16 protein-coding genes and 1 pseudogene are annotated in these 18380 nt (G+C 64.9%); 8 read left to right on the forward strand and 9 right to left on the reverse strand.

Annotation, left to right across the window (positions count from 1 at the left end):
• Position 1: 1 nt before the first annotated feature.
• From SPF06_RS10365 to SPF06_RS10385, 5 genes are all read right to left on the reverse strand, one after another.
• Positions 2 to 1171: an ROK family transcriptional regulator gene (locus SPF06_RS10365; RefSeq protein ID WP_323278974.1), complete on the reverse strand. Its 1170-nt coding sequence runs from the start codon at positions 1169 to 1171 to the stop codon at positions 2 to 4.
• A 1-nt stretch (position 1172) separates the two neighbouring features.
• Positions 1173 to 2180 carry a phosphotransferase gene (locus SPF06_RS10370; protein ID WP_323278975.1) on the reverse strand — a complete coding sequence of 336 codons (1008 nt, stop codon included), beginning with the start codon at positions 2178 to 2180 and terminating at the stop codon, positions 1173 to 1175.
• A 113-nt stretch (positions 2181 to 2293) separates the two neighbouring features.
• Positions 2294 to 3643 (reverse strand): aspartate aminotransferase family protein, encoded by a 1350-nt coding sequence (locus SPF06_RS10375; RefSeq protein ID WP_323278976.1) that lies wholly within the window; start codon positions 3641 to 3643, stop codon positions 2294 to 2296.
• Between the two features lie 30 nt (positions 3644 to 3673).
• Positions 3674 to 4348: a haloacid dehalogenase type II gene (locus tag SPF06_RS10380; protein ID WP_323278977.1), complete on the reverse strand. Its 675-nt coding sequence runs from the start codon at positions 4346 to 4348 to the stop codon at positions 3674 to 3676.
• A 269-nt stretch (positions 4349 to 4617) separates the two neighbouring features.
• Entirely contained in the window at positions 4618 to 5289 is a 672-nt protein-coding gene (locus SPF06_RS10385; protein WP_323278978.1) for a GntR family transcriptional regulator, read from the reverse strand.
• Between the two features lie 233 nt (positions 5290 to 5522).
• Between SPF06_RS10385 and SPF06_RS10390 the strand changes: the two genes are divergently transcribed.
• The 3 genes from SPF06_RS10390 (at position 5523) to SPF06_RS10400 (ending at position 9253) form a co-directional block, all read left to right on the forward strand.
• Entirely contained in the window at positions 5523 to 6806 is a 1284-nt protein-coding gene (locus SPF06_RS10390; protein ID WP_323278979.1) for an aspartate aminotransferase family protein, read from the forward strand.
• Positions 6807 to 6887: 81 nt separating this feature from the next.
• Complete coding sequence (locus SPF06_RS10395; RefSeq protein ID WP_323278980.1) at positions 6888 to 8360, forward strand: NAD-dependent succinate-semialdehyde dehydrogenase; 1473 nt, start codon at positions 6888 to 6890, stop codon at positions 8358 to 8360.
• Between the two features lie 635 nt (positions 8361 to 8995).
• Positions 8996 to 9253, forward strand: a complete 258-nt coding sequence (locus SPF06_RS10400) for a hypothetical protein (protein WP_323278981.1) — start codon at positions 8996 to 8998, stop codon at positions 9251 to 9253.
• Positions 9254 to 9361: 108 nt separating this feature from the next.
• Here SPF06_RS10400 and SPF06_RS10405 read toward each other — a convergent pair whose 3' ends face one another.
• From SPF06_RS10405 to SPF06_RS10420, 4 genes are read right to left on the reverse strand one after another with little or no spacing between them, the layout of a single operon-like run.
• On the reverse strand, positions 9362 to 10459 hold the full coding sequence (locus tag SPF06_RS10405) for a tartrate dehydrogenase (protein WP_323278982.1): 1098 nt from the start codon (positions 10457 to 10459) through the stop codon (positions 9362 to 9364).
• Positions 10456 to 11985, reverse strand: a complete 1530-nt coding sequence (locus tag SPF06_RS10410; RefSeq protein ID WP_323278983.1) for an aldehyde dehydrogenase family protein — start codon at positions 11983 to 11985, stop codon at positions 10456 to 10458. Before SPF06_RS10410 ends, SPF06_RS10405 begins: the two co-directional genes overlap by 4 nt.
• Positions 11986 to 12001: 16 nt before the next feature.
• Positions 12002 to 13279, reverse strand: coding sequence for an NAD(P)/FAD-dependent oxidoreductase (locus tag SPF06_RS10415; RefSeq protein ID WP_323278984.1), 1278 nt, complete (start codon positions 13277 to 13279; stop codon positions 12002 to 12004).
• 31 nt (positions 13280 to 13310) lie between these two features.
• Positions 13311 to 13985, reverse strand: a complete 675-nt coding sequence (locus SPF06_RS10420; RefSeq protein ID WP_323278985.1) for a haloacid dehalogenase type II — start codon at positions 13983 to 13985, stop codon at positions 13311 to 13313.
• 329 nt (positions 13986 to 14314) lie between these two features.
• Here SPF06_RS10420 and SPF06_RS10425 point away from each other — a divergent pair, with 329 nt between their 5' ends.
• The 5 genes and pseudogenes from SPF06_RS10425 to SPF06_RS10445 all read left to right on the forward strand — a co-directional run.
• Complete coding sequence (locus SPF06_RS10425) at positions 14315 to 15238, forward strand: ABC transporter substrate-binding protein (RefSeq protein WP_323278986.1); 924 nt, start codon at positions 14315 to 14317, stop codon at positions 15236 to 15238.
• A 13-nt stretch (positions 15239 to 15251) separates the two neighbouring features.
• A complete protein-coding gene (locus tag SPF06_RS10430) occupies positions 15252 to 16184 on the forward strand; it encodes an amino acid ABC transporter permease (protein ID WP_323278987.1) in 933 nt (310 codons plus the stop codon).
• Entirely contained in the window at positions 16181 to 16948 is a 768-nt protein-coding gene (locus SPF06_RS10435) for an amino acid ABC transporter ATP-binding protein (protein ID WP_323278988.1), read from the forward strand. Before SPF06_RS10430 ends, SPF06_RS10435 begins: the two co-directional genes overlap by 4 nt.
• Before the next feature lie 106 nt (positions 16949 to 17054).
• On the forward strand, positions 17055 to 17780 hold the full coding sequence (locus tag SPF06_RS10440) for a VIT1/CCC1 transporter family protein (protein WP_323278998.1): 726 nt from the start codon (positions 17055 to 17057) through the stop codon (positions 17778 to 17780).
• Positions 17781 to 18030: 250 nt separating this feature from the next.
• Positions 18031 to 18380, forward strand: a pseudogene (locus SPF06_RS10445) (catalase/peroxidase HPI); the annotation flags it as partial.

Raw genomic sequence — 18380 nt, forward strand, 5'->3', positions numbered from 1 at the left:
CTCAGAAGGCCGGCGAGGGCTGATCTGCACGGTGGCCCTGGCGACGCGCTTCCAATACCGCGTCTCTCAGCCGGTCCCCCACTAGCCCGAGGGATGCGTGCATTGCGCCCCGTGCCACGGACAAGCCGAGCACCTGCGGTGCCACCTTGACCTCTGGGACGGTCGGAAGGCTCTTGTCGAGCCGCCTTCGCACCTCGGGAAGGACTTCCTCGATCAGCGGCCGCAGTCGTCCCACGCAAAAGACCGATTCCGGGTCTAGCGTCACGGCAACTGCACTGACAGCGGTGACCAACGCGGTGGTGAACGAATCCAGCACCTCCGAGCGCGCCACCTCGTCGTGCGGTTGGAGCCAGAGATCTTCGATCCGTTCGAGGTCGAGCCCCCGCCCTCTGGCAAACCGGAGAAGGCCACCCGTGCTCAGCACCTCCTCGAGGGGCTCGTCGCCGACCCCGGAGAAGAGCACACCGATATCGCCGAAGGACGGCGTCCGGCCTCGGAGGAGCTCTCGCTCCGTGCAGCCGGCAAAGTTCAGGATGCTGCTCAAGCTGAAGAGCGCGGCATTCCTGAGAGCGGCATTCTCGACGAGGATCCCGAGCAAGGACGCATTGGCGTCACTGTCGAGGAGCACGGGAGCGCTGACCAGGCCCGTGAGCTCCCGCTGGAGAGCGGAGCCTGCGAAAACCTTCATCGATTCCCTTGGGCCGAAGACCTCCGTGCCACCCCGCACACGGCCGGGCACCGCGGCGACGACCTGGCGCAACGGCCCCTCTGCTGTTTCGGCGGCCTCTGCCATCAGGCCGATCAGCCACTCTGCGGCGCTTCTGACCTCCTGGTGGTCCATCGTGGGCACGGTGATGTGCCGGATCTCCCGGCCCCTCAGATCGGAGACCAGGACACAGGTGGTCTGCATGCCGAAGCTGATGCCCGCGACGTGCCCCAGCGCGCCAGGCACGTCGAGGTAGGTGGATCGGCGGCCGCGACCGGTGAGTTCGTCGACCCCGCCGTCGACGACGCACCCGTCGGCCCGAAGATCTTCGACCGCCCGAGACACCGTGGCCTTGCTCAAGCCGGTGAACTCGATGACCTCGTTGCGCGTCAAGGGCGCCCGGGAGAGCAGCACATCAAGGACCGACGCCTTGTTGTAGTCGCGCGAAGTCGGATTGCCGGTCACCTCACGACCATACCGAACTTGTTCCTCCAGACGACGGCCCACCCCGGAGTTGTGCCACAACGTCCGAAAGGGGTACGGCCAGGGACCGCTCTACATTGATCCAGTCATCCTTGGCATGGGCGAGGAGGTAGTCGCGCCGTTCTGGTACGCGCTCCGCACGCCAGTTCGCGATGAGCGCGCGGAGGGTGAGTCTCGCCAATGCGGCAACCGGCAGCAGCGGAAGCTCCCGGTCCTTGAGTGGCCGCGTCCTTTCGTAGCCGGCGACAAAGGAACAGGCATCCCGCCAAGGCTTCTCCGGCACCCGGCCGATCAGGTTCGCCAGGGACACTGCGGGGTCGAAGATCACAGCGCTGCGCATGGTGTCGCCGAAGTCGATGACGCCGGTCACATAGTCGTCGCTCTGCTCATCGACGACCACGTTGTACGGACTGTAGTCGCCGTGGATCACTTGCGTTTCAAGCTCGCCCAGTCTTGGCACGACGGCTCCTTCGAAAAGGCGAAACACCCTTCCGGCCAGCTGGCGGTGCTCGGCATTCGCAGTGTGCTCGACGAGGTCCGTCAGCTCGTGGAAGTGCCGCAAGTCCCACACCAACGCGCGTCGATCCGCCGGGTGCGCGAATGCCGCGAGCGCCACGTCGACTCGCCCCAGCATCTCGCCCACCTTGGCGATTTGGCCGCCGTCTGGATTCGTCTGCGCCCAGACTGCGCCCTCGACAAAGATGAACACCCGCAGGATGCGAGTCCCGTCGTCCTTCGTCTTGATCACCACGTTGTCGCATCCGTCGACGGTCAGCCTCACCCGTTGGACCGGCAGCTCCGCAGCGGCGCCTTCGAGAAAGCGCATAGCGGCGGTCTGCAACCCGACGACCTCCTGTGCCTCATCGGGTGGTGAGACCTTCACGAGATAGTTGGCCTTCTCAGTCCTGAGTCTGAACGTGTCATCCTTCTCCGTCGCCAACTGCTGGAGACGTCCGGTGAGCTGGTACTCCTTCTCGAGGAGCTTGCTCACCAGACTCACGTCGACAGGCATATGAGTCGACCCCAAGCCACTTTCGGCGAAGAGCCGTTGAGCCGGGTTCAAGGCTGGTGTGGCGTCCACTGTCAATCCCTTCAGCCAGACTGCTAGAGACGGACTTTCGCGACCTCGGCGAAGGCCTCCAGGAACCGGGCCACATCGGCGGAGCTGAAAGCCAGTGGAGGACGGATCTTCAGCACGTGGGCCCCCTTGGCAGTCCCGCTGATGAGAACTCGACGATCGCGCAGGTCGTTGATGATGTCCTCGGCCCGTGCGCGGTCAGGCGCGAGCGTCTCGGGGTCCTTGACGACCTCCACGCCGATGTACAGGCCGCTGCCGCGCACTTCGGCCACGTAGGGCGATGCCTGCGTGAGCTCTTCGAGGCCGGCGCGCAGCGCCGTGCCGTTCTCGACTACACGCTGCTGCACGTTCTCCTCGTCGAAGACGTCCAGCACAGCGGCCGCGGCGACGACCGGGACCGAGCTGCCGGCGAAGGTGTTGAAGTAGCGAACGCTCCGTCCGAACTCCTCGGCGACCTCGGGCCGGAACACCACACCCGAGATGGGCAACCCGTTGCCCATCGGCTTGCCCATGGTAACGATGTCCGGCAGCACGTCGTGGCGGCTGAAGCCCCACATCGAGTCCCCCAGCCGGGCGAATCCCGACTGCACCTCGTCGGCAATGTAGAGGCCGCCGGCGGCATGCACCTCCTCCACGACGGCCTGCATGTAGCCGACTGGATCGGTGAAGATTCCGTCGCTGCTGTAGGCACAGTCGGCGACCAGCGCCGCGAGCCGGTAGCCGTGGCGTTCGAGGTCATCAATCGCGCCGCGCACTTGGAGGCGCATGTGCTCGGCCAGCGTAGATCCGGGCGCGACGAGTCGCGGGTCCGGAGGATCGATGAGACGGACGTTCGGTCCCAGCGGTGAGCCCGGGCCCAGACTCGGCGAGAAGCTGGCGACTTCGCGGGTGAGGCCGTGGTAGGCCCAGCGAGTCACGATGATTCCCTCGCCACCCGTGTGGAACCTCGCCACGCGCATGGCGAGATCATTGGCCTCCGAGCCGCTGCAAGCAAGGCTCACCTTCGACAATCCCCCTGGGAACGTGGCGAGAAGCCGCTCTGCATAACCCACCAGCGCTTCCTGGACGTAGCGCGTATTGGTGTTGACTGCCGCCATCTGTCTGGACACCGCCTCGACTACCCGAGGGTGGGCGTGTCCCACACAGGGAACGTTGTTGTAGGCATCGAGGTAGTCATTGCCCTCGCGGTCGACCAAGTGGGCTCCGTGACCGGAGACGAACTCGACCGGCTCCCGGTAGATCAACGTGTAGCCAGGACCGAGCACCTCGTTCCGCCGTCGGATGGTCTCTTGAAGGTGCTCGGGCAATGCGCCCAAGGCACCGGGGTCAAACCGGTTGGGGTAGCTGTCGATCGCTCGGCTGAGGCTGGAAGGCATTCGTGGGGTCCCTTGGTCGTCGTGTCTAGTTCAGATGCCGAGCATTGTGTTGAGCTCGTCCAGGGACTTCACCGTCACAAGCCCGTAGCCCGGGGGCACCGGGTCGTAACCACGATCCAGCAGCACCAGATTGCGGAAACCCATGTCGTGCATAGGCAGAGGGTCATAGCGGGTGTGCGATGACACGTGCACGAAGTCCCCGGGCGCCGCATCCAGCTGCTCCAGCATGTACTCGAACGCGCCGTACCGAGGCTTGTAGTAGCCGGCCCGCTCCGCGGAGAAGACGGCGTGGAAGTTCGCGCCCAGCCGCGGCACACTCTCCGCGAGGAAGGAGTCGTCGGCGTTGGACAGGATCACCAACTTGTAGTGCTCGCCCATGGTCTTCAGCGGCGCGGGAACATCCGGGTGCGGACCCCAGGTCCTGATGCCGTCGGCGAATCGCTTTCCCGCACGGGGGTCTGCCTCGATTCCCCACTTCCGGCAGACCCGCTCGAAGGCGCTCTGGAGCACCTGCTCGTAGGGCTGGTACTCACCGCACACCTGGTCATAGCGGTAACCGCGGAACTCCGCGACGAACCGATCCCAATCCTCAGCGGGGATCTGGTCGCCGACCAGTTCCCTGGTGATCGGGGTCATCTGCCAACTGATGAGGGTGCCATAGCAGTCGAACGAGACGTACTTCGGACGGAAGCTGGGGGTGGTCATGAAGAGCGCCTTTCTCTCGGGATGCCGTCACGTAGACCGACATCTTCGCCTGATCCCACGATAGCCCAGTTTGTTTCAGTTGCAAACTGAAACTTGAACCTTCGCCGCACGATCCTCCTGACCGATCAGCCCAGGGCCTGATGCCTCAGCCGGCACCCCACCCGGAAGCCCGCGGACTCGAAAAGCCCTCGCGTCAAGCCGTCTGGAAATGCATCGGGCCCGGACAAGCAGAGCTTGTCCGGGCCCGATGCCGAATCGCCTGTGAGGGGCTATGAGGCAGCAGTGCTGTTTGCCCCTTGGATAGGGAGTAGCCTTGCGATCGCGTCGTCCTTATGCGCGTCCAGGCGGTCCATCACCAGATCACGCTTCCCGTCGCGGATCGCCTCGGCGATCCCCCGGTGCTCTTCAACGCGGACCGATTCGTCGTCGTACCGCCCTTGGAGGCGGTTGAGGCACATGCGGGTCTCCGTCAGGAGCGTGGCGTGCATCTTCGAGAGCCTTGGGCTCGCGGCCATTTCCACGAGCTTTTCATGGAAGGCGATGTCGGCTTCCGAGACGGCCGTGTCATCGCCTGCAGCCCTGGCCGCATCCATACGTTCGACCTGCCTGAGCAGTTCCGCTCCAGCCCGGGCGCCATCGCCGTCGGCAAGGATTCCGGCAGCCGCCTTCTCCACTGCCGTCCGCGCTTCATAGATGTCCCGAATGTCCTCGTCGTCGAATTCGGCGACAAAGACCCCCCTATTGCGGATGCTCACAAGAAGCCCCTCCTGGGTGAGCCGCTGGATCGCCTCGCGAATCGGCCCCCGGCTCACGCCGAGTTCCCTGGCGATGTCTGCCTCAACAAGCTGTGCGCCGGGCGGCAGCGCACCCTCAGCGATGTGCCCTCTCAGCTGGGCGGCAATGAGCGACGGCGTGGACTCCTGGACGATGGGCTGGAGCACCCTGCTTGACTTCATGACGCTTCCTGAGACTCGACGACTATGTTGTCGACAATCATATCGCGCACTCGCACCGAATCCGGGGGTTTCGTGAGACTGCGTACACAGCCGAGAAACTAATCTCCCCTATTGTGAGATTGTTGACAATCAAGAAGGCATGTTTCAGGATGGAAGCGAGACTCCGACAACCGTAGGGGCAGCACTCTTGCCGCACCCCACTAGAAAGAAGGTGCACCGTGGCTTCCCTAAGCCCCGTCCTCAAGCAGGCGACGCCCGTGGTCGTCGACCATGCCTTCGGCAGCTGGATTTTCGGCACCGACGGCGAGCAGTATCTGGACTTCACGACCGGCATCGGAGTGACCAGCACCGGACACTGCCACCCCAAGGTCGTCGCAGCCGCACGCGAGCAGGTCGGCAAGATCATCCACGCCCAATACACCACGGTGATGCACAAGCCGCTGCTGGAGCTGACCGAGAAGCTCGGCGAGGTTCTCCCGGCGGGCCTCGACTCGGTCTTCTACGCGAACTCCGGCTCCGAGGCAGTCGAGGCCGCGATCCGGCTGGCCCGGATGGCGACGGGACGGCCCAACATCGTCGTATTCCAGGGCGGATTCCACGGCCGCACGGTGGCCGCCGCCTCCCTCACGACCGCAGGGACGAAGTTCTCCGCCGGCTTCGCGCCGCTCATGGCGGGTGTGCACATGTCTGCCTTCCCGCACGCGTATCGCTATGGCATGGACGAGGCGAGCGCCGTCGCGTTCGCGCTCAGGGAGCTGGACTACCTTCTCAAGACCCGCACGGCCCCCGAGGACACGGCCGCGTTCCTCATCGAACCGGCACTGGGCGATGGCGGCTACATCCCCACCCCGCCCGCCTTCATGGATGGCCTGCGCGATCGGGCCGACCGTCATGGAATCAAGCTCATCTTCGACGAGGTCCAGGCCGGCGTCGGGCGCACGGGCAAGTTCTGGGGCCACCAGCACTCCCACGCGGCTCCGGACATCATCATCACGGCCAAGGGCATCGCGTCCGGCTTCCCCATCTCGGCAATCGCCGCGTCCACGGAGACCATGTCCAAGGCATGGCCGGGCTCGCAGGGCGGAACCTACGGAGGCAACGCCGTCTCGGCAGCGGCAGGTGTGGCCACCCTTGAGGTGATCGAGGAGGAGGGGCTCGTCGAGAACGCCCGCCTCCGCGGGAATCAGATGCTGGCCGGGCTCAAGGAGATCCAGACCCGCTTCCCCACGATCGGCAACGTCCGAGGCATCGGCCTCATGGCCGGCATCGAGTTCACCGCACCCGATGGCACGGCCGACGCCGCCACAGCAGGGGCCGTGCAGCAGGCAACCGTCGAGCAGCGACTCCTGACCCTCACGTGTGGCCCGGAGGGCAATGTCGTCCGGCTGATCCCGGCACTCATCGTGACCGAGGCAGAGATCGCGACGGGGCTCGAAAGGTTCGAAGCCGCCGTCTCCGCAGTTCTCGGCGCGCCGGCCATACCGGCGGGAGTCGGTTCCTGAACCAGCGGCCACGGACTTTCCCTCCGCACAGCCGAGAAGCACCTCCTCAACCACCCCCTACGGCACCTGAAGGACAAGCCAGTGACCATCACCACTCCCCTCGTCGATCAGCTCCAAGTCGACCTGTTCATCGACGGACAATGGACCGCCTCCTCATCCGAGAAGCGCTTCCGGGTCGAGAATCCGGCGACTCTCGAGACTCTGGCCTACGTGGCGGACGGCACGCCGGACGACGCACAGCGTGCCATCGAGGCCGCCGGCGCGGCCCAGGCCTCATGGGGCCGGACCTCGCCCCGCTTCCGCGCCGACATCCTCCGCAAGGCCTACGAGATCGTCCTCAGCAGGGCTGAGGAACTTGCCGCCATCATGACCTCGGAAATGGGCAAGCCGCTTGCGGAGGCCAAGGGCGAAATCGCCTACGGTGCCGAATTCCTCCGTTGGTTCTCTGAAGAGGCCGCAAGGATCGACGGCGACACCACGACGTCGGTCGACGGCGCCAACCGCATCCTCGTGACGAAAGAACCGGTAGGTCCGTCCATTCTCGTCACGCCCTGGAACTTCCCGCTTGCCATGGGCACGCGCAAGATCGGCACCGCCATCGCCGCAGGCTGCACGATGGTCTTCAAGCCGGCAGAGCTCACCCCGCTGACCTCGTTGGCCCTCGCCGCGATCCTCAAGGAGGCCGGGCTGCCGGACGGCGTGCTGAACGTCGTGCCGACCTCGAGCGCCTCCTCAGTGGTCAGCGTCTGGATGAATAGCGGGATTGCCAGGAAGGTCAGCTTCACCGGCTCCACCGAGGTGGGGAAGATCCTGCTCAGGCAGGCAGCCGAGAACGTGCTGCGCTCCTCCATGGAGCTCGGCGGCAACGCTCCCTTCATCGTCCTGCGGGACGCGGACCTCGACCGCGCCGTCGAGGGCGCCATCGTCGCGAAGATGCGCAACATGGGCGAGGCCTGCACGGCCGCGAACCGCATCTACGTCCACCGGGAGATCGCCGACGAGTTCAGCCGCCGGTTCGCCGAGCGCATGGACGCCCTCGTCGTCGGCGATGGGGCTCGCCCCGGAACCCAGGTAGGGCCCCTCATCGACCAGGACGGTCTCGACAAGGTGCAGCAGCTCGTCAACGATGCCGTAAGCCGTGGGGCCAAAGTCCTCACCGGAGGATTCCGTCCGGAGGGACCGGGCTACTTCTACAAGCCCACCGTCCTCGTCGACGTGCCTGCCGACGCCGAGATCAGCCGGACCGAGATCTTCGGCCCCGTCGCCCCCATCACGGTCTTCGACACCGAGGACGAAGTCATCCGGATGGCCAACGACACGGAATGGGGCCTGGTCGGATACGTCTTCACCCAGGATCTCGACAAGGCCGCACGTTTCTCGGCCTCACTCGAAGTCGGCATGGTCGGGGTCAACACCGGAATCGTCTCGAATCCCGCCGCGCCGTTCGGAGGCGTCAAGCAGTCGGGACTCGGCCGCGAGGGCGGCCGGGTGGGCATCGACGAGTTCCTCGAGTACAAGTACACCGCGATCCCCGTACCGGCCCCGCAAGCCTAGCCAGGGTCGCGCCAAGGGCGGCGAGACGCCAGAGGAGCCAAGGAGGCTCACTGGCGACTCGCCGCCCTTTGCTGTGCCCGGAACCCTCGAAGCCCATGTTCTGATTGTCACCACTTCCACAAAATGATTGTTGACAATCTACGAGATGAATGCCACACTAGTGGAAAGAGACCGCTTGTGCGGTACACCGGCTGCATTCCAGAACTGGCCCTTCGTACCGCACCACACCTCAGGGAAGAGGTAGAGGGCGATGCCGACCAGTGGATCACCAACTATTCCGCAGCGATGGCCGTGGTTTCTGATCCTCCGTCAGGAGGACCGGTTCGCGGCGACGGGCGAACATTGCCCCACCAGCGGAGCCTGGACTTCCCCGGCCTGGCCATCTGCCGCCGTCGTCGTCCTCAAGGGCGAGATCATGCCGCCCCTCTACGGGGAGGCCGTCCAATGGCACTACACCGCGGAACTGAACCCCGTTTCGGCTCTCGATCTGGAAAGCGTCATGGCAACGAAAACTGCTACGGGATCCCACCGACGGCGGGCGCCCGGAGCTGCCACCATCAAGGGAAAGGAACAGGGCCGTGAAAGCGAGAGCGCGTTTCACTCACAGGAACAGTAGCGCGGCCACGCGTGTGCATATGAACGAATACCAAAGTCTCGAGCTCGACGAGGACCTGATGGCACCGCCCCTCGCGTCCGGCGTACCCCACCACGAGTGGGGATCCCTCGAGAGGGACGATCGAGTGGCAGTCCACCGGAGCTGGGAAACCCGTTTCACCGGAACAGTCGACGTCGTCGCCCACGACGGGACCGTCTTCTGGGTGTGGGGCGATGAGGGCCGCGGGAGGTTTGCCGTCCACGCCGACGACGATGTCAGCGTGTGGCGGACGGAATAGTCCCGAGATCGATCACCTGGAATGAGGAGAAGGCCGAACGCGTCCAGCGTTCGGCCTTCTCCATGATCTTGTAGATCCTGCGCGGCTGTAGATCCTACGCGGCGCCCCTCATCGTTGAGACGGCCGGGAAAGCCCGGCCACCTGCTCGTCGGCCTGGGCGTCGATCATCGACAAGACCGCCTCCGTGAATTCCGCCGTCGAGGCTGTTCCTCCGATGTCCCGGGTCCGCACTCCGTCTCGGAGCACCGCTTCGAACGCAGTCTGCAGATGCCGCGCCGCTTGGGTGTGGCCGAGGTGTTCGAGCATCATGGCCCCGGACCAGATCTGGCCGACGGGGTTCGCAACGCCGTTTCCCGCGATATCGGGGGCGGAGCCGTGGATGGGCTCAAAGAGTGAGGGGTAGCGGCCCTCAGGGTTCAGGTTGGCACTCGGGGCTAGTCCGATCGAGCCCGTGACCGCGGCGGCGAGATCGGAGAGGATGTCGCCGAACAGGTTGGAGGCGACGATGACATCGAGCGTCCAGGGCTTCAGGACGAGGTGGGCCGCGAGGGCGTCCACGTGCTCGGCCGTGAGCGTGACGTCAGGGTAGAGGCTCACGGTCTCGGCGACGATCTCGTCCCAGAACGGCATCGTGTGCACAATGCCGTTGCTCTTCGTCGCGGACGTCAGCCGCCCACGTCGGGAGGCCGCGAGGGACGCCGCATAGTGGGCGGCCCGTGACACTCCCAAGCGGGTGAAGACGGCTTCCTGGACAGCGCCCTCCTGCGGGAGGCCACGGTACATCCGTCCACCGATCTCGGAGTACTCCCCTTCGTTGTTCTCGCGCACGATGACGAGGTCGATCGGGTGCTCGCTCGCGAGAGGGGCGGCAACACCGTCGAGCGTCTTGACCGGGCGGAGGTTGATGTACTGCTGGAACTCCCGGCGAATGGGGATGAGCAGCCCCCACAGGGTCTCCGCATCCGGAACCTCGGGTGAGCCCACGGCTCCCAGGTAGATCGCGTCATGCAGCGCAAGCTGCGGCAGGCCGTCGTCGGGCATCATGCGACCGTGCTGGAGGTAGTAGTCCGAGCCCCAGTCGAAAGGGGTGAATTCCAAGGTCAGCGAATGAAGCTCCGCGATCCGCTCGAGGCACGCGATCGCGGCAGGCACCACTTCCCTCCCGATGCCGTCACCGGGGATGACCGCAATCCTGTGGGCGCTCACGAGATGTGTCCGAGTCCATGGTGCAGCTGAGCGCGCGCCCCGCCGGCGAAGTTGATGATGGTGTTCTTCGGCTCGGTCATCTCTCGAACGGCGTATCTGAGCCCTTCGCGCCCCACCCCGGACTTCTTGAATCCGCCGAACGGCATGGAGTCGATTCGCACGTCGCTGGTCTCGTTGACGACGACGGTCCCCACCCGGAGCCTCTCCGCCACCGTGAGTGCCAGATCGATGGATTGAGTGAAGACTCCTGCTTGGAGGCCGTAGTCGGAGTCGTTGGCGGCTTCGATGGCTTCGGACACCTCGGAGAAGGGAATGATGCTCACCACGGGGCCGAACACTTCCTCGCGGATCACCCTGCTGTCCACCGGCACATCGGTGAGGACCGTGGGCTCATAGTAGGAACCCCGTCGCCGGCCACCCACCTGGACAGCTGCGCCGCCAACGCGGGCTTCCTCCACCCATTCGGCGACCCGGAGTGCCTCGGCCTCGGTGATGAGCGGGCCGACGTCGGTGCTGCGATCGAGCTTCGGTCCAATGCTCAGGGACTCGGTCCGGCGGACGACGTGGTCAAGGAGAGGCTCGAACAGCGAGGCGTGAACGTAGACGCGTTGGACGGAGAGGCAGTTCTGCCCGGCGACCCCGAAGGCGCCGGCCACAATGGCCTCGGCCGCCGCCTCGGGATTGGCGTCGGCGAAGACCACGGTGGCGTTGTTGCCGCCGAGTTCGGACAGGAACTTCTTCGCCCCGGCGACGGCCGCGATCCGGTCTGCGGTCCGCGGGCCGCCCGTGAAGGAGATCAAGTCCACGCGGGGGTCGCTGACAAGGGCTTCGGACACCCCGGGGCCGGTCACGACGGCGGCGATGCGCCCCGAGGGGACGCCCGCCTGAAGGAGCAGCTGGACTAGGGCGAGCGCGGACAGCGGCGTCCGGCTCGAGGGCTTGAGGACGACGGCGTTGCCTCCTATGAGGGCTGGGCCGATCTTGTGCGCTACGAGGTTCAGCGGGTCGTTGAACGGCGTGATCGCGGCAATGATCCCCAGAGGATGGCGCCTGTACCAGCCGGTCTTGCCCATTCCCGCGAGGCTGTCCTCGAAGCCGAGCGTTTCCCCCTCCACCTCTGCCGAGGCTGCAGCGGAAAGCCTGAGCGTCTCGATGCAGCGACGCACCTCCTGCTCGGCTTCCCGGACCGTCTTGCTGCTCTCGGCGGCAATGATCCCCGCGAAGCGCTCGGACTGTTCGCCGAGCAGGAAGGCGGCCCGCTCGAACGCCTCGCGGCGGGAACGCAGCGGCCACTCGTGGCCCTCGAGCTCTCGGTGGAGGTGCGCAATGGCCCGTCCGACCTCGGCAGAAGTGGATTCGCAGACCTGCCAGAGCAGGAAGCCGTCCTCGGGATCCCTGACGTCGAAAGTCATGTTCGTCGTCTGCCACTGGCCTTCGATGAACGCGCCTCCGGGGATGCCGGCGGCGACGCCACTCCTGTCGACCACTTTCGGGCGCGTTTCAGCGACGAGTGTCTCTGGAAGCACGGATGCGTTCTCCTGCCTAGCTGAACCGGTCGTGGACTTTGGCATACGCGCCAATGAGGGGCAGGAACCAGGGCGGACCGAAGTGGCCGGGAACCGGAGGATTCTTGATGCCCCTCCAGACGTTGGCCGTCTCGTCGCCCGCCATGTACTGGACCATCTTCTTGCCCATGTGGGTTGCCATCTGGACGCCGTGCCCGCTGTAGTTGAGCGAGTAGAAGACACCGTCGTGAATTCCTGCGTGCACGATCTGGTCCATGGAGAGGTCCACGAGACCGCCCCACGTGTAGTCAACTCGGGTGTTGGCGAGGTAGGGGAAGAGCTCGGTCATCGCCTTGTGCAGGATTTCGCCGCTCTTGACGTCCGAATCCGGGCTCGAGAGCGCGAACCGCGCCCGGCCACCGAAGAGGAGCCTGTTGTCGGGGGTGATCCGGAAGTAGTAGGTGAGCATCTTGCTGTCCGAGGCCATCCGCCGGTTGGGAAGGATCCTGTTCACGACGTCGTCGGACAATGGCTCCGTCACGATGATGAAGCTCCCCACGGGGATGACGCGCCGCTGAAGCCAGGGCGTGATTCCCCCGGTGTAGCCGCTCGTGGCGACGAGGACCTGCTTGGCCCGCGTGATCCCGCGCGTGGTGTGGACATCGTGCACGGTCCCCGAGATTCTCTTGAGCTCCGTGACTCCTGCGTTCTCGCAGACGAAGGCTCCGGCGTTGGCGGCTGCACCAGCCAGGCCGTGGACGAACTTCCCCACATGGAGTCCCGCCCCCATGGGGTCGAGCATGGCTCCGTGGTAGAAGTCGCTGCCGATCTCGCTGTGGATTTCCGACTTCGGGATAACTCGGACGTGATGATCGGCAAGCGTGGCCAGCAACTCCTGCGACCTCAGCATCCCCTCGTAGTGGGAGGGGTGGAATGCGAGTGAGAGCTTGCCGTAACGGCTGTAGTTGCAGTCGATGCCATAGTCGCCCACCAGCTTCTCGACGGTGTCGATGGCGTCGTTGTACTCATTGAACATCTCGACGGCTCGCGTGTTCCCGTACCGCTTCACTGCGGTGCTGAAACCGATGGCCAGTCCCGTCGTGGCCATTCCTCCGTTGCGGCCGGATGCTCCCCAGCCGACGGTGTGGCGCTCGAGGAGGGCGACGGTGGCCCCCTGCTTCGCGAGCTCCAACGCGGCAGACACACCGGTGAAGCCGGCACCGATGACGGCGACATCGACATTCTCAGGGATTGGCGTGCGCCGGTAGTCACCGGACGGTTCGGCAGTGTCGAGCCAGTAGGGCGTGAGTTTCATGGCGTGACTTCTCTTTCGGCGATGCGGCGGCTCAGAGACCGAGGAGCGTGTTGAGCTCGTCAAGCGACTTCACTGTCACGAGGCCGTAGCCCGGGGGCACCGGGTCGTAGCCGCGATCCAGCAGCACCAGGTTGCGGAAACCCATGTCGTGCATCGGCAGAGGGTCGTAGCGGGTGTGCGACGAGACGTGCAGGAAGTCATCGGGCGTGGCGTTCAGCTGATCGAGCATGTACTCGAAGGCTTGGTAGCGCGGCTTGTAGGCCCCAGCCTGCTCGGCGCTGTAGACGGCATGGAATTCCGCACCGAGCCTGGGGACGCTGATGTCGAGGAAGGAGTCGTCCGCGTTGGAGAGGATGACGAGCTGGAAATTCTCGCCCATGAGCTTGAGGGGGGCCGGCACGTCGTCGTGGGCCACCCACGACCGGACGGCCTCGCCGAACTCGGCGCCGGCACCCTCGACGGGGTCCAGCCCCCATCGCTTGCTCACCCGGTCGAACGAGTCCTGCAGGACCTGCTCATAGGGGTAGTAGTCGCCGCAGACCTGGTCGTAGCGGTAGCCGCGGAACATGGCCTTGAAGGCAGGCCACTGCTCCTCGCTCAGGCGCCCTCCCAGCAGACGGCGAGTCGTGGAGTCAATCGCGAAGTTGATCAGCGTGCCGTAGCAATCGAAGGAGATGTACTTCGGCCGGAAGTTCGTCTCTGCCATGGTGTTCATCCTTTTCATCGACATGAAGCGCGGGCTTAGACCGCAAACTGTGCCTGCCCGTGGGTCTCAAGAGCCTCGTGATCACTCTAAGATCCCTATTGTAGATTGTCAACAGTCTTACGGCGCCTTGATCCGGCGCGGGCGTTCGAGTGGTCGTAGTTTGGCAGACTGTTGACAATCTACAACTAAGACGGTTCTATTGCAGAAGATCCGTTTCGAGCCGGGAGCCGGGTCCCGCCACCTGTCGGTCCCCTCATTGGCTCCGGACCAGCCGGACGGCCGGAAAGCACACCGTCCGCGTCTGCTCACACCATTCGAAGGGAAGCCCTATGAAGACCAGAAGCAAGGCTTATACGGCAGCAGCGGCGCTGGCCGTCCTCGTGACGCTGAGCGCCTGTGGCAACGCGTCCGTCGCTTCAGCACCCGGAAGTTCAGCGCCGTCCAACGACTCTGACATCGCTGCTAACGTCCAGCCAGACCCGGCTGCGGTGAAGCTCCTGCCGCAGTCCTTCAAGGACAAGGGCGAACTGACGGTAGCCATGGACCTTCACTACCCCCCGACGACGTTCCTCGCGGCGGACAACAAGACGCCGATCGGCATGAACCCCGACATTGCGCGGCTCATCGCCGCGAAGCTCGGCCTGAAGCTCAAGTTCGAGAATGTCGTCTTCGACACCATCATCCCGGGCATTCAGGCCAATCGCGATGACTTCACGGTGACGACGATGGCTCCCACAGCGGACCGGCTCAAGGTCCTGGACATGATCAACTACTTCAAGGCGGGGAATTCCATCGCGGTGCCGGCAGGCAACCCGATGAAGCTCACCAATGAGACCCTGTGCGGGAAGAACATCGCCGTCACGGCCGGTTCGAGCGGCCAGCTGAAGCGGCTCCCTGCCCTCTCCGAGCAGACCTGCACGTCCAAGGGACAGCCGGCCATCAACGCGGTGACGCTGCCCAACGTCCAGGACGCCCTGACCCAGCTGGCCTCAAAGCGCGTCGACGGCATCCTCTATGACACGACAGGTCTGGCGTGGGCGGCCAAGCAGCAGCCCAATGCCTTCACCCTCCTGACCCCCCAGATCAACGTCGGCTCCAGCGACCTCACGGCCATCGGCCTGAAGAAGGGATCTGCCCTGACCCCGGCGCTCCAGGCCGCCGTCCAGTCGGTCCTGGACAGCCCCCAGTACAAGCAGTCGCTGACGAACTGGGGCCTTGACGCGGGTGCCATCACGGATGCCAAGCTCAACTAAGGAGGGGGCTTCCATGCTGCAGACGGTCAGTCACGGAAGCGGACCCGGCATGAACGGAGCGGACCCCGCGCTCAAACCTCGCCTAAGGCGCAGGAGCGCCTTCGACTACGCGGCGTGGATCGTCTGCGTCCTGCTGGGGGCGGGCGCCCTCTTCTCGGTGTCGACGAACCCGAACTTCCAGTGGGGCGTCGTCGCAAAGTACGTCACCGAGCAGTCGATCCTCGGCGGGCTCCTGCTCACGATCTTCCTCACGGTCGCCAGCATGCTCCTCGGGACGCTGCTCGGGCTGCTGCTGGCGATCATGCGGTCGTCGAAGGTCAAGCCCGTCGCGTTCACCGCCGGGGTCTACCTCACCCTTTTCCGCGGCACCCCCGTCCTGGTCCAGCTGATCTTCTGGTTCAACATCGCCGCTCTATACCCGAACCTGACCATCGGAATACCCTTCACCGGCCTCGGCATGCCCGTCGATGTCAACGCCATCATGTCTCCGATCACGGCCGCCCTCGTCGGACTGACGCTCAATGAGGCCGCCTACATGGCGGAGATCATTCGAGGTGGCTTCGCAACGGTCGGCAAAGGCCAGATCGAGGCTGCCGACTCGCTCGGGATGAGCACAGGGATGAAGCTCCGCAAGATCGTCATCCCTCAGGCCATGCCGTCGATCATCCCGGCGACCGGGAACCAGTTCATCGGCATGTTCAAGGAATCCTCGCTCGTCAGTGTGCTCGGAGTCGCCGAGCTCCTCCAGAGCGCCCAGCTCATCTACGCCCGCACCTACGAGACGATCCCGCTCTTGATCGTGGCCAGCCTGTGGTACCTCCTGATGACTCTTGTCCTGAGCTATCCGCAGTCGCTGCTTGAGAAGAAGTACTCACGCTCCACGTCAAGACTCCCGAGAAAGGCGCGCAACGTGGCGCTCACGGATCCGGAAGGTGTTGCCCGATGAGAGCCGACGGCACGATCTACGCCCGGAGCATCCGCAAAGCCTTCGGCTCCAAACCCGTCTTGAAGGATATCGACGTCGACATCGCGAGCGGCGAAGTCTGCTGCATCATCGGCCCGAGCGGGTCCGGCAAATCCACTCTCCTGCGATGCCTCAACGGCCTCGAAACGGTCGACTCGGGCGTGCTGAAGGTCAACGGCGAGCACTTCGGCTATGACGAAACGCCCGCCGCCTACCATGCGGTGAGCCGGAAGCGGCTCGCCGAGCAGCGCACCAGGATCGGCATGGTGTTCCAGCAGTTCAACCTCTTCCCCAACATGACCGCCCAGGAGAACATCATGGCCGGCCCTGTTCTGGTCAAGGGAGCCGACAAGCGGCAGGCCGCCACGCAGGCGCAGGAACTGTTGGCCAGCGTCGGACTGCGCGGATTCGGCGACTGCTATCCCGCCCAGCTCTCAGGCGGGCAGCAGCAGCGCGTGGCCATCGCCAGATCGTTGGCCATGGACCCGCAGATCATGCTCTTCGACGAACCCACCAGCGCCTTGGATCCCGAGAAGGTCGGCGAAGTCCTGGCCGTCATGCAGGACCTCGCGAGGAAAGGCATGACGATGGTCGTCGTCACGCACGAGATGAACTTTGCCCGCGAAGTCTCCGATTCCCTGCTGTTCATGGATGACGGTTGCGTCGTCGAGCGCGGCGACGCCAGGGAAGTCCTCGGCAATCCCCAAGAGGGCCGGACTCAGGCCTTCCTCGAGAAGGTTCTCTGAATGTCGTCTGCAGCCGCGGCGACCAGATAGCACCACAGGACCCGGACGCCGACGTCCGGAATAAGAAACAGAGAAGGAAATGACAATGATCAGCGCAACCGGCGATATGACAACAGAATTGGGCACCAATCTCCATCCCGAACCGCAGGGAACGGCACTCGCTGCGAAGCTCAACTGGCTACGCGCGGGCATCCTCGGTGCCAACGACGGCATCGTGTCCGTCGCTGCCGTTGTGGTCGGCGTCGCGGGCGTCACCACGAACACCGGCCCTATCCTCGCAGCGGGCATGGCAGCCCTCGTAGGCGGCGCGATTTCGATGGCCCTCGGCGAATACGTCTCTGTCAGCAGCCAGAGCGACAGCCAGAAGCACCTCATCGCCAAGGAGCGCCAAGAGCTCAAGGAGAAGCCCGAGGAAGAGCTCGCCGAGCTCGTCGGCCTCTACCGCGGCAAGGGCTTGTCCGAGGGCCTTGCCACGAAGGTGGCGCAGGAGCTGACGGCCCACGACGCGCTCGGCGCCCATCTCGATATTGAACTGGGCATCGACCCGGACGAAATCGTCAGCCCGTGGCACGCGGCCCTGGCGTCGGCGATCTCCTTCCTCTGTGGTGCCGTCCTCCCCATGCTGGCAATCCTCCTTCTCCCGCAGGGTATCCGCGTCCCCCTGACCTTCGCAGCCGTCCTTGTGGCGCTCGCACTCACAGGCGCTGTTGGCGCATGGATCGGTGGTGGCTCGCGAACTCTGGCGTCAATCCGAGTGGTCGTGGGCGGCGCACTCGCTCTCGCCACAACCTTCGCGCTGGGCAGCCTGCTCGGGACGACGGGAATCGCCTGATCGCGCGACAGCGCGAGTGAATCCCAGGCAGAAGAATGAGATTCCGCCTGTACATGGGCTTGATGCTGCTCATCCTCGCCACTGGAATTGCCCTCGCCATCGTCGCAGCCACCCCGTTGACATCAGCCGTTGGGCTGGCCTCCATCTCCGTCGGGGGTGGAGGCCTGTCGTCAGGCATCTTCAGCGAACTCGCGCGACGGTCCTGAAAACCATTATCAATCCCGGAAGGAATCCCGTGTCTGAGAGCACTATGTCGACCGAGTCCGAGGCCGCTGTTTCGAAGTGCCCGGTGGCGCACGGCGCTGCCCGTGTGCACCCGACCCAGGGCGTGGCCAACAGCGAGTGGTGGCCGAACAGGCTGAACCTGAAGATCCTGGCGAAGAACCCGGCGGTGGCGAATCCGCTGGGGGCCGGGTTCGACTACGCGGCGGCGTTCGGCGCGCTGGACCTGGATGCGGTCAAGGCTGACCTGGCCGAGGCCATGACGGACTCGAAGGAGTGGTGGCCGGCCGACTTCGGCCATTACGGGCCGTTCATGATCCGCCTGGCCTGGCACTCGGCGGGCACCTACCGCTCGCACGACGGCCGCGGCGGGGCCGG

The organism is Sinomonas terricola, assembly GCF_034931225.1.
Lineage (GTDB): Bacteria > Actinomycetota > Actinomycetes > Actinomycetales > Micrococcaceae > Sinomonas > Sinomonas terricola.

Excerpts from the sequence above, each read along its gene's own strand:
- SPF06_RS10435 (WP_323278988.1), top strand. The coding sequence starts at position 16,181 with ATGAGAGCCGACGGCACGATCTACGCCCGGAGCATCCGCAAAGCCTTC.
- SPF06_RS10375 (WP_323278976.1), bottom strand. The coding sequence starts at position 3,643 with ATGCCTTCCAGCCTCAGCCGAGCGATCGACAGCTACCCCAACCGGTTT.
- SPF06_RS10430 (WP_323278987.1), top strand. The coding sequence starts at position 15,252 with ATGCTGCAGACGGTCAGTCACGGAAGCGGACCCGGCATGAACGGAGCG.
- SPF06_RS10440 (WP_323278998.1), top strand. The coding sequence starts at position 17,055 with ATGACAACAGAATTGGGCACCAATCTCCATCCCGAACCGCAGGGAACG.
- SPF06_RS10415 (WP_323278984.1), bottom strand. The coding sequence starts at position 13,279 with ATGAAACTCACGCCCTACTGGCTCGACACTGCCGAACCGTCCGGTGAC.
- SPF06_RS10420 (WP_323278985.1), bottom strand. The coding sequence starts at position 13,985 with ATGGCAGAGACGAACTTCCGGCCGAAGTACATCTCCTTCGATTGCTAC.
- SPF06_RS10380 (WP_323278977.1), bottom strand. The coding sequence starts at position 4,348 with ATGACCACCCCCAGCTTCCGTCCGAAGTACGTCTCGTTCGACTGCTAT.
- SPF06_RS10425 (WP_323278986.1), top strand. The coding sequence starts at position 14,315 with ATGAAGACCAGAAGCAAGGCTTATACGGCAGCAGCGGCGCTGGCCGTC.
- SPF06_RS10400 (WP_323278981.1), top strand. The coding sequence starts at position 8,996 with ATGAACGAATACCAAAGTCTCGAGCTCGACGAGGACCTGATGGCACCG.